This is a genomic window from Streptococcus sp. (genome assembly GCF_019414905.1).
Taxonomy (GTDB): domain Bacteria; phylum Bacillota; class Bacilli; order Lactobacillales; family Streptococcaceae; genus Streptococcus.
In genome coordinates this window covers 4065-14937 of the sequence record NZ_DXLC01000095.1, presented here as the reverse complement: position 1 = coordinate 14937, position 10873 = coordinate 4065, and the positions used below count along the sequence as shown (strand labels likewise).

Genomic DNA, 10873 nt, shown 5'->3' with positions numbered 1-10873 from the left:
TGAGCAACCTGCGGCTAGCTTCCTAGTTTGCTCTTTGATTTTCATTGAGTATTAGCCGAATCTTTTCCTACCATTATACCATTTTTTTGATGATTTTCAAAATGAAGATTTGTTTTCAAAAAAGAGCTGGTTGCCCAACTCTTTCCTACTTCTACTCTTTTTCCATTAAAAAGTCATAAATTTCTTGCACAGTACCCAGCGCCATCATTTCTTGGTCTTTGACGGTTTGTTTGAGATTTTGGTAAATTTGACTTTCTCCTATCTCCCGCTTTGGTGCCTCTTTATTGACTGTCATGACACCATCTTTGATTGTCACAAAGCCTAGCTCTTCAAACACTTGAATCATCTTGACCAGCAAGATTTGTTGGATATTGAGATAGGCAGCCAAATCCTTCAGTTTGTAGCGAATATCAAACTCTGGGAACTGGTAGATGGTCTTGTACAATTTGGCAAACTGCTCTCTAGTCCCATAGCCTGTCAGATAGTAGGCCTTGTCAATATCATTTTTGAAATAAACAGCAGAAAAATTCTGTTCCTGAAAAATGGTCTTCAGCTGAGTAATATCCTCAGGAATGGTTTTCACGACAATAGCTCCACTATTTACTAGACTTGGTAATTCTCCAGCAAAATCCAAGACTGGAACTCCTTCTGGCAAGGCTGCATTCTTCCCACGGATGTTAAAGAGTTGAACACCCTCCACACGCGCATCCACCATCATCAACTGCAGGGCAGTTTGGCCATTCCATTGGTTGACAGACAATTTGACTGCCAACTCTAGATTCTTGGTTTGAGCAAACTCTGTTGCCCATCTGCCTTGTCCAAAGGCTACCACTTCAAAACTCGCCTCACCCTTGGAAATTTTCAGCTTGAGATGGGCGTTGCCTGCTCCCATAGTACGGGCACTTTCGACCTGAAAATCCTTGATATAAAAGACAGGTTTCTGATTATCCATTCCAAAAGGTGCCAAACGTTCAAAACTTTTGACCGTTTCCAAGCTAAGTGTCTCCAAATCCAGTTCTTCATCTAGATTTAACTTGTTCTTGCCAGCAGCATCTGCACCTTTTTCACGGACATAGTCTTCCAAGACTTGAGATAAATCTGAGAGTTTCTCCACTTCCAGCGTCATGCCAGCTGCACCAGCATGGCCACCAAAGGCGATAAAAAGATCTCGATGAGGATCCAGAGCCTCAAAAATATCGACCGCTTCCACACTACGAGCACTACCCTTGGCACGACCGTCTTCTATATTAAGAACGATGACTGTCTGCCCTAGTTCTTCCAGCAAACGACCAGCCACGATTCCTAGAACCCCAGGATTCCAACCTTCCTTGGCCAAGACTTGAACCTTCTTCTCAGAGTCCACCATGGTCTTAGCTTCTTCATAGATAGACTGGACAATTTCCTTGCGCTCTTCGTTTTTCTGATGAATCATAAGGGCAATCTCGTGCGCTTCCTCATCATCAAACCCAGTCAGCAAATCAATGGCAGGATTGGGATCATCCAAGCGGCCCAAGGCATTCAAACGAGGGGCAATCTGGAAACCAACCGTTTCTTCTGTTACTTCGTTGGCGGCAATCCCAGCCATGTCCAGCATTTCTTGTAAACCAATGCGCTGAGTATGCCCCAGCATTTCTAGACCATATTGAACCAAGATACGGTTTTCATCCGTCAAACTAACCATATCTGCAATGGTACCAATAGCGACCAAATCAAGCAATTCCACTTGTACTTCTTCTAACAGGGCACAAGCCAGCTTGAAGGCCACTCCACAACCAGCCAAATATTTGAAAGGATAGTCCGCATCCGGATGTTCAGGATGGACAATGGCATAGGCATCTGGTAAGGTTTCAGGCATGGAATGATGGTCAGTCACAATGACATCCACTCCCATAGACTGGGCCAATTCAATAGCCTCGTGACCCGCAACCCCATTGTCCACTGTCACAATCAAGGAAATTCCTTCTTGCTCGATAAAATATTTATAAACACTGGCATTAGGTCCATAACCGTCGGTAAAACGATTGGGCAGATAAACCCGGCACTCAGCACCAAGCTGTTCCAAACTTTCCTTCACAATAGAAGCCGAAGTCATACCATCCGCATCATAGTCTCCATAGATGAGAATATTTTCCCCTTCTTCAATGGCCTGACGAATCCGTTCTACTGCCTTGTCCATATCATGGAGCAGATAGGGATCGTGCAAGTCTTCCAAAGAAGGTTCTAAGAACTTCTTTAGACTTTCTTGGTCCTGAATCCCTCTTTCAAATAATAACCGAGCCACCTCAGGACCCAGTCCAGCCTTCTTGGCTATCTTTGTAAAATCCGCATCTTCTACTTGCGGGGCAAACTGCCATTCATAAGTAGGTGTTATCAACAAGACATCCACTCTTTCTAAGAATTCTATTGCTTCATTATAACATGATTTAGGCTTTTTCTCTATCCTGATTGCTTTCTACAAAAATTTTACTAACTTTTTTCTGATATGATTTGACAAGAAAAATCTTTTGGTGTAGAATCATGTTATAAAATCTAACACAAAGGAGATTTCTTATGGCTTTAGTAGAATTTGAACACGTCGAAAAATATTACGGAGACTACCACGCACTCCGCGACATCAATCTCCGTTTTGAAAAAGGGCAAGTCGTTGTACTCCTTGGACCTTCTGGTTCTGGGAAGTCCACTCTTATCCGTACGATTAATGGTTTAGAGGCTATCGACAAGGGAAGTCTTCTAGTAAATGGTCACCAAGTTGCTGGTGCCAACCAGAAAGATTTGGTGCCTCTTCGTAAAGAAGTTGGCATGGTTTTCCAGCATTTTAACCTCTATCCACACAAAACGGTGTTAGAAAACGTAACACTCGCACCCATAAAAGTTCTAGGAATTGATAAAAAAGAAGCTGAAAAAACAGCCCAAAAATATCTGGAATTTGTAAATATGTGGGACAAGAAAGATTCTTATCCAGCCATGCTATCTGGTGGACAAAAACAACGGATTGCCATCGCACGTGGACTCGCTATGCATCCTGAACTCCTCCTCTTTGATGAGCCAACATCTGCTCTTGACCCTGAAACCATCGGCGATGTTCTGGCAGTTATGCAAAAATTAGCCCACGATGGTATGAATATGATTGTCGTGACCCATGAAATGGGCTTCGCCCGTGAAGTTGCTGACCGCATCATCTTTATGGCTGACGGAGAGGTTTTGGTGGATACGACAGATGTCGATGACTTTTTCGACAATCCAAGCGAACCTCGTGCCCAACAATTCCTCAGTAAAATCATCAACCACGAAAGTGACAAAGTCAAATAAGGAGGTGCCTATGAAAAAGAAATTCTTTTTATCAGCAATATTGATTAGCCTTTTCGGCCTTGCTGCTGCAAAACCAGTCCAGGCTGATACTAGTGTCGCAGACATTCAAAAGAGAGGTGAGCTGGTTGTCGGTGTGAAACAAGACGTTCCCAATTTCGGTTACAAGAATCCCAAGACAGGGACCTATTCTGGTATCGAAACGGACTTGGCCAAGATGGTAGCTGATGAACTCAAGGTCAAGATTCGCTATGTGCCGGTTACAGCACAAACCCGTGGCCCCCTTCTAGACAACGAACAGGTCGATATGGATATCGCGACCTTTACCATCACAGACGAACGCAAAAAACTCTACAACTTTACCAGCCCTTACTACACGGACGCTTCTGGCTTTTTGGTCAATAAGTCTGCCAAAATCAAAAGCATTGAGGACTTAAACGGAAAAACCATCGGGGTTGCTCAAGGTTCCATTACCCAACGCCTGATTACTGAACTGGGTAAAAAGAAAGGTCTGACCTTTAAATTCGTCGAACTTGGTTCCTACCCAGAATTGATTACTTCCTTACACGCTCACCGTATTGATGCCTTTTCCGTTGATCGCTCGATTCTGTCTGGCTACATCAGCAAACGCACAGTACTACTAGATGATAGTTTCAAGCCATCTGACTACGGTATCGTTACCAAGAAATCAAATACCGAGCTCAACGACTATCTCGATAACTTGGTTACTAAATGGAGCAAGGATGGCAGTTTGCAAAAACTCTATGACCGTTACAAGCTGAAACCATCCAGCCATACTGCAGATTAAGGAGGACACCCCATGACAGATTTATCATCTTGGACAGCCTATTTTCAGGATTTTGGACAATTTTTCAATGGTTTCCTCTTCACCCTTGCCCTAGCGATTGGATCCTTTATCCTCGCCATGGTTTTGGGCATCTTCTTTGGAGCCATGTCAACCAGCAAACGTCCAATTTTGCGCATTTTAGCTCGTATCTTTGTCGAATTTTACCAAAATACTCCCCTTTTGGTGCAGTTTGTTATCGTTTTTTATGGCCTACCTCTTATCAGTGACCATATCATCATGATTCCGATTTATTGGACAGCTGTTCTCTGCGTGGGACTCTATCACGGCGCCTATATCGCTGAGGTTATTCGCTCAGGCATTCAGTCTATTCCTAGCGGTCAGATGGAGGCCGCCCTGTCGCAAGGTTTTACCTATATCAGTGCCATGCGCTTGATTATCTTGCCTCAGGCCTTTCGTATCATTCTCCCTCCTTTGACCAACCAAATCGTCAACCTCATCAAGAACACCTCTACAGTTGCCATCATCTCTGGAGTGGACTTGATGTTTGTGACCAAGTCTTGGTCAGCACTTAACGGAAACTACATTCCAGCATTTTTAGGCGCTGCCCTGCTCTACTTCTCTCTTTGCTTCCCTGTTGCCCAGTTTGGTCGCAAGATGGAGCAGGCCAACAAAAAAGCCTATTCACTTTAGGAGGTTACTATGGAATCCATTTTAGAAGTTTTGACCCCAGATAACCTAGTCTTTATCTTTAAAGGATTTGGCTTGACCCTATACATTTCTCTGATTGCCATCGTCCTCTCTACCCTTATCGGTACGGTGCTAGCTGTCATGAGAAATGGCAAAAATCCTATCTTGCGCATCATCTCCAGCATTTACATCGAGTTTGTGCGTAACGTTCCCAACCTCCTCTGGATTTTCACTATCTTTTTAGTTTTCAAAATGAAATCCACACCAGCAGGAATCACTGCCTTCACTCTCTTTACCTCAGCAGCTCTAGCTGAGATTATCCGAGGTGGCCTCAATGCTGTAGACAAGGGACAGTACGAAGCAGGAATGTCGCAAGGATTCACTTCAGCCCAAATCCTCTACCACATCATTCTCCCACAAGCAATTCGTAAAATGTTGCCAGCCATCATTTCTCAGTTTGTAACCGTGATTAAGGATACCAGTCTTCTCTACTCTGTTATCGCCCTACAAGAACTCTTTGGAGCCAGCCAAATTCTCATGGGACGTTATTTCGAACCAGAGCAAGTGTTTAGTCTTTATATCCTGATTGCCCTCATCTACTTCAGCTTCAACCTAGCAATTTCGAGCCTATCTCATATGCTAGCAAAACGTTGGAAACAAGCCGCAGAATAAACAGCAACTCTCCAGTTAAATTGGAGAGTTTTTTTGATAGTAGATATTTATAGACCTCAATTTGACACCATACTTTTTCTATGATAAAATGTCACAAACTTGTTTACAACAAATTAAAATCTTAATGAAATGGAATTTTCTATGAAATCAATCAAAGGACTACTCTTTATCATAGCTAGTTTTATCTTGACTATTTTGACTTGGATGAACACTTATCCCCAATTCATGATTCCAGGACTAGCTTTAACAAGCCTATCTCTGACTTTTATCCTAGCCACTCGTCTCCCACTACTAGAAAGCTGGTTTCACGGTTTGGAGAAGGTCTATACTGTCCACAAATTCACAGCCTTTCTCTCCATCATCCTACTCATCTTTCATAACTTTAGTATGGGCGGTTTGTGGGGCTCTCGTTTAGCTGCTCAGTTTGGTAACCTTGCCATCTATATCTTTGTCAGTATCATCCTTGTCGCCTATTTAGGCAAATACATCCAATACGAAGCTTGGCGATGGATTCACCGTCTGGTTTATCTAGCTTATATTTTCGGACTCTTTCATGTCTACATGATGATGGGCAATCTCCTCCTTACATTTAATCTTCTAAGTTTTCTTGTTGGTAGCTATGCCCTTTTAGGATTACTGGCTGGTTTTTATATCATCTTCCTTTATCAAAAGATTGGCTTCCCCTATCTAGGGAAAATTACCAATCTCAAACGCTTAAATCACGATACTAAAGAAATTCAAATCCATCTTAGCAGACCTTTCAACTATCAATCAGGACAATTTGCCTTCCTAAAGATTTTCCAAGAAGGCTTTGAAAGCGCTCCGCATCCTTTTTCTATCTCAGGAGGTCATGGTCAAACTCTTTACTTTATTGTTAAAAATTCAGGCGACCATACCAAGAATATCTATGACAATCTTCAAGTCGGCAGCAAAGTAAGCGTAGACAGAGCTTACGGACACATGATTATAGAAGAAGGACGAGAAAATCAAGTTTGGATTGCTGGAGGTATTGGGATCACCCCCTTCATCTCTTATATCCGTGAACATCCTATTTTAGATAAACAGGTTCACTTCTACTATAGCTTCCGTGGAGAGGAAAATGCAGTCTATCTAGATTTGCTTCGTGACTATGCTCAGAAAAATCCTAATTTTGAACTCCATCTAGTAGACAGTAGGAAAGACGGCTATCTTAATTTTGAGCAAGAAGAAGTGACCGAACATGCAAGCGTCTATATGTGTGGTCCTCATTCTATGATGAAGTCACTTGCCAAACAAATTAAGAAAGAAAATCCAAAAGCAGAGCTTATTTACGAAGGATTCAAGTTCAAATAATCAATCATACCCTCCTGGAATTTCCCAGGAGTTTTTTCTACGCAATCTCAAAAAACACTGCCAGATTTCTAGCAGTGTTTTGAGTTTCATTTATCTTAGTAGACTGTTTTTTCAGTTTCTACATCGAAGAAGTGTGCTTTGTTCAAGTCAAATCCAAGTTCAACTGTTGCACCTGTTTGCAAGTAGTCACGAGCATCCACTTTTGCAACAAATTCGTCTTTACCAACTTGGCAGTAAAGGTGAGATTCTGAACCAAGCAATTCTGATACAGAGATAGTAGCTTTGACAACTGATTCTGGGAATGTTTCAAGGAAAGCAGGTTCTGCATTCACGTCTTCTGGACGGATACCGAAGATCAATTCTTTACCTTCGTAGCCTTTTTCACGAAGAACTTTCAAAGCACCTTCTGGAACTTTCAAACGGAAACCGTCAGAAATAATTTCGCTACCAACCAATTTCACGTTGATAAAGTTCATAGCTGGGCTTCCGATGAATCCTGCTACGAATTTGTTAACTGGGTTTTTGTAAACTTCTTGAGGGGTACCGATTTGTTCTACACGTCCGATAGTACCTGTACCAGCAGGGTTCTTAGTTGCTGACATGATAACGATACGGTCTGCCAGTGTCATCGCTTCTGTTTGGTCGTGAGTTACGTAGATAGTTGTAGCTCCGATACGACGGTGGATTTTCGCAATTTCAGCACGCATTGATACACGAAGTTTGGCATCCAAGTTTGACAAAGGTTCGTCCATCAAGAACACTTTTGCATCACGGACGATTGCACGACCCATGGCAACACGTTGACGTTGACCACCTGAAAGGTCAGCTGGTTTACGTTCCAAGAATTCTTTCAATCCAAGGATTTCAGCTGCTTCTTGAACACGTTTGTCGATATCTTCTTTGCTGTATTTACGCAATTTCAAACCGAAAGCCATGTTGTCATAAACAGTCATATGTGGGTAAAGAGCGTAGTTCTGGAATACCATGGCGATGTCACGGTCTTTTGGAGCTACGTCGTTGACAACCACGCCATCGATAGATGCAGTTCCTTCTGTAATATCTTCAAGACCTGCGATCATACGAAGAGTAGTTGATTTACCACATCCTGAAGGACCTACGAAAACGATAAATTCTTTGTCTTTGATGTCCAAGTTGAAGTCTTCAACTGAGTAGTGTTCGCTGTTTGGATATTTTTTGTAAATGTTTTTAAGATTCAATTCTACCATGAGGTGAACTCCTTTTGTCTTTTGATAGTTTTATTATAGATGAAAACGCTTTACATTTCTATGGCAAGGTGACCAAAAAAACAAAAAAGTTCTGTGCAACTTGCACAAAACTTTATAAAATATCTGGTAAAATCAACTGATAACACAAGGTCAGGTCAGTCAATTCCTTCAACTGAAGCCCTGTCAATTCTTCCCATTTGTCAATCTTGTATTGGAGAGAATTGCGGTGCAGGTAGAGTTGCTGGGCTGTTTTAGTGAGAACAGCACTATTTTCCCAAAGCGAGAGAATGATTTCCTGAATCTGGTCTTGATCCAAAATCATCTGATGGAGACATTCCTTGATTACTCTCAAATCCACAAGCCTTTCTCCCATACTCCAAAGATAGAGCTGAGAAAAAGTATGAACACCTTGGTGGCCCTGACGCCACCAAGTCTTGAACAAATCGCGCTCCGCTTTGATTAAGTCTGATAGGGCTTGATGGACCGTCTGAGACCAAACCTGTCCTAACATAATAGAGAGACGCAGTCCAAAGTCATACTCAACCGCTTCAATCGTATCACTTAAAATAGCTCGGACAGAGGTGTACTTATCTTGTTGAAGCACGAAAACATAATCCTGAGCTCCGACCTGAAGCACTGTCTGACAGTTAGGAAAAAGAGTCCGCATCATATCTAGCCAAGAAACTAGATTTTCCTGCTGAAAATAGGAAAGATGACAGTAAACCAGCTGAATCTTTTTAAAAGCTTGTGGTGCCTGTCCCTTCCCCTCAATCAGATAAGAATACCAAGGATTGAGCGAACGAGCCTGCTCCTGCTGGGTCAAAAGAGCAACCAACTGCTTTTCACGCTCGCTGAGCCCAGCTACCTCCAGCAAAATCCACTGCTGAGAAGCTAAAGGAAGAGTTAGATAGCCTTCTTTCTCTACTGGTTGGTCTGAAATCTGAGCTTCAGGAAACCAGTCTTGTAGTTCTTTTGCCATCATGTCCTAGCCCTCCACTTTTTGGATGCACCACGAAATCAAGCTCTCAAGACGTTCTAGATTATCAGTCATATGGAGATAGCCCATGACGGCTTCAAAACCTGTGGACATACGGTAAGTCACCACATCAGCATTTTTGGCCTTGGTGTGACTATTGGTATTGCGACCACGTTTATAGATTTCTTCTTCTTTTTCCGTTAGGACTTGCTCCTCCAACATAAGGGAAATCAGGCGAGCCTGAGCTTTGGCTGAGACATACTTGGTCGCTTCTTGATGGAGTTTATTGGGTTTGGTCATGCCTTTAAGAATGAGGTGACGACGAATATACATAGAATACACCGCGTCCCCCTCAAAAGCTAACGCAATCCCGTTAATGAGATTGACATCAATCACGTGTCCACCTCACTCCATCCTTGGTGTCAAGTAGCTTAATCCCTTGTTCTGCCAATTGGTCACGGATTTGGTCCGCTATGGCAAAGTCACGATTGGCACGCGCTTCTTGGCGTTTTTGAATCAAGGATTCGATCTCAGCGTCCAAAACTTCCTCAACAAAGACAATTCCAAAGACTTCTAACATATCCGCAAGAGCTTCCTTAGCACTTGCATCATAATTGCCAGAGTTAATCCACTTGGCCATTTCAAAGATGACTGTGATACCGTTAGCAGCGTTAAAATCTTCATCCATTGCAGACACAAACTTATCTTTAAAGGCCTGTAACTCTTGAATATCTACAGTCCCAGAAAATGGTTGCTCGTAGGTGTTCTTTAGATACTTGAGATTAGTCTCAGCATCGCGCACTGCCTTTTCTGTAAAGTTGATAGGCTTACGGTAGTGTTGAGTCGCAAAGAAGAAACGAAGCACCTGGCCATCAATGGTTTTAAGGGCATCATGGACTGTGATAAAGTTGCCCAAGGACTTAGACATCTTGACATTGTCGATATTGACAAAGCCATTGTGCATCCAATAATTGGCAAAGGTCTTACCAGTTTTGGCTTCTGACTGGGCAATTTCATTAGTATGGTGAGGAAACTCTAGGTCGGCTCCACCACCGTGAATATCAATGGTATCACCTAAAATCTCTGTCGACATGACTGAACACTCGATATGCCAGCCCGGACGACCAGGTCCCCAAGGGCTATCCCAAGAAATCTCGCCTGGTTTGGCAGATTTCCAGAGGGCAAAGTCTACAGGATTTTCCTTACGAGCCGTTTCTTCATCGGTACGACCTGAAGCACCTAACTCCAAATCTTCCAAGGTTTTATTGGCCAACTTGGCATAGTTGTGAGATTTTTCTACACGGAAGTAGACATCCCCTTGACTCTCGTAGGCAAAGCCTTTTTCAATCAAGTCTTCCACGAAACGGATAATATCCGCCATAAACTCCACTACACGAGGATGGCGAGTCGCAGGCTTGACGCCCAAAGCCGTCACATCCTCACGAAAGGCAGCAATGTACTTGTCCGCAACCTCCTGAGGCGTGATACCTTCTTCCTTGGCACGGTTGATAATCTTATCATCCACATCCGTAAAATTGGAAATATAGGCAACCTCGTACCCACGATACTCAAAATAGCGACGAATGGTATCAAAAGCTACCGTCGAACGGGCATTGCCCACGTGAATATAGTTGTACACGGTTGGCCCACAGACATACATCTTAACCTTACCGTCTTCGATTGGGACAAATTCTCGCAAATCACGAGACATGGTGTCATAGATTTTAATCATAAAATAATAGTCAGGAAATCCAAAATCCAAGAACAATTAGTTTCATCACTAAGAGTTCAATTGAATTTCGGTCCGAATGTCTCTAAACTTCGGAATCCCTTGCTCCTTTCTCATTCAGATAAACCACCTGAGTC

At 42.8% G+C, this 10873-nt stretch carries 10 protein-coding genes; 5 read left to right on the top strand and 5 right to left on the bottom strand.

Going from position 1 to position 10873, the window contains the following annotated elements:
- Positions 1 to 151 precede the first annotated feature (151 nt).
- Entirely contained in the window at positions 152 to 2374 is a 2223-nt protein-coding gene (gene recJ, locus QZ359_RS02740; RefSeq protein ID WP_293958050.1) for a single-stranded-DNA-specific exonuclease RecJ, read from the bottom strand.
- A 176-nt stretch (positions 2375 to 2550) separates the two neighbouring features.
- Between recJ and QZ359_RS02735 the strand changes: the two genes are divergently transcribed.
- The 5 genes from QZ359_RS02735 to QZ359_RS02715 all read left to right on the top strand — a co-directional run bounded on the left by QZ359_RS02735 (position 2551) and on the right by QZ359_RS02715 (position 6805).
- Positions 2551 to 3309, top strand: a complete 759-nt coding sequence (locus QZ359_RS02735; RefSeq protein ID WP_237447261.1) for an amino acid ABC transporter ATP-binding protein — start codon at positions 2551 to 2553, stop codon at positions 3307 to 3309.
- A gap of 10 nt (positions 3310 to 3319) precedes the next feature.
- Entirely contained in the window at positions 3320 to 4114 is a 795-nt protein-coding gene (locus QZ359_RS02730) for a transporter substrate-binding domain-containing protein (protein ID WP_000726158.1), read from the top strand.
- Positions 4115 to 4126: 12 nt separating this feature from the next.
- Positions 4127 to 4804: an amino acid ABC transporter permease gene (locus QZ359_RS02725; protein ID WP_000131137.1), complete on the top strand. Its 678-nt coding sequence runs from the start codon at positions 4127 to 4129 to the stop codon at positions 4802 to 4804.
- A gap of 9 nt (positions 4805 to 4813) precedes the next feature.
- Complete coding sequence (locus tag QZ359_RS02720; protein WP_203212855.1) at positions 4814 to 5473, top strand: amino acid ABC transporter permease; 660 nt, start codon at positions 4814 to 4816, stop codon at positions 5471 to 5473.
- A gap of 141 nt (positions 5474 to 5614) precedes the next feature.
- Positions 5615 to 6805 carry an oxidoreductase gene (locus QZ359_RS02715; protein ID WP_293958044.1) on the top strand — a complete coding sequence of 397 codons (1191 nt, stop codon included), beginning with the start codon at positions 5615 to 5617 and terminating at the stop codon, positions 6803 to 6805.
- 95 nt (positions 6806 to 6900) lie between these two features.
- On the opposite strand, the gene ugpC is transcribed toward QZ359_RS02715, so the two are convergent.
- From ugpC to cysS, 4 genes are all read right to left on the bottom strand, one after another.
- The gene (gene ugpC / locus QZ359_RS02710) at positions 6901 to 8031 is read right to left on the bottom strand and encodes a sn-glycerol-3-phosphate ABC transporter ATP-binding protein UgpC (protein ID WP_000229949.1); all 1131 of its coding nucleotides are present in this window, start codon (positions 8029 to 8031) and stop codon (positions 6901 to 6903) included.
- Positions 8032 to 8143: 112 nt separating this feature from the next.
- Positions 8144 to 9013 (bottom strand): PucR family transcriptional regulator, encoded by an 870-nt coding sequence (locus tag QZ359_RS02705; RefSeq protein ID WP_293958040.1) that lies wholly within the window; start codon positions 9011 to 9013, stop codon positions 8144 to 8146.
- A gap of 3 nt (positions 9014 to 9016) precedes the next feature.
- On the bottom strand, positions 9017 to 9403 hold the full coding sequence (locus tag QZ359_RS02700; protein WP_049522399.1) for a Mini-ribonuclease 3: 387 nt from the start codon (positions 9401 to 9403) through the stop codon (positions 9017 to 9019).
- On the bottom strand, positions 9396 to 10739 hold the full coding sequence (cysS, locus tag QZ359_RS02695) for a cysteine--tRNA ligase (RefSeq protein ID WP_293958037.1): 1344 nt from the start codon (positions 10737 to 10739) through the stop codon (positions 9396 to 9398). The genes QZ359_RS02700 and cysS overlap by 8 nt, the downstream gene beginning before the upstream one ends.
- Between the last annotated feature and the right edge of the window lie 134 nt (positions 10740 to 10873).

Bases quoted from the DNA above. Each gene is read 5' to 3' on its own strand.
- QZ359_RS02705 (WP_293958040.1), bottom strand. From the start codon at position 9,013: ATGATGGCAAAAGAACTACAAGACTGGTTTCCTGAAGCTCAGATTTCA.
- QZ359_RS02730 (WP_000726158.1), top strand. From the start codon at position 3,320: ATGAAAAAGAAATTCTTTTTATCAGCAATATTGATTAGCCTTTTCGGC.
- QZ359_RS02720 (WP_203212855.1), top strand. From the start codon at position 4,814: ATGGAATCCATTTTAGAAGTTTTGACCCCAGATAACCTAGTCTTTATC.
- cysS (WP_293958037.1), bottom strand. From the start codon at position 10,739: ATGATTAAAATCTATGACACCATGTCTCGTGATTTGCGAGAATTTGTC.
- QZ359_RS02725 (WP_000131137.1), top strand. From the start codon at position 4,127: ATGACAGATTTATCATCTTGGACAGCCTATTTTCAGGATTTTGGACAA.
- QZ359_RS02735 (WP_237447261.1), top strand. From the start codon at position 2,551: ATGGCTTTAGTAGAATTTGAACACGTCGAAAAATATTACGGAGACTAC.
- ugpC (WP_000229949.1), bottom strand. From the start codon at position 8,031: ATGGTAGAATTGAATCTTAAAAACATTTACAAAAAATATCCAAACAGC.
- QZ359_RS02715 (WP_293958044.1), top strand. From the start codon at position 5,615: ATGAAATCAATCAAAGGACTACTCTTTATCATAGCTAGTTTTATCTTG.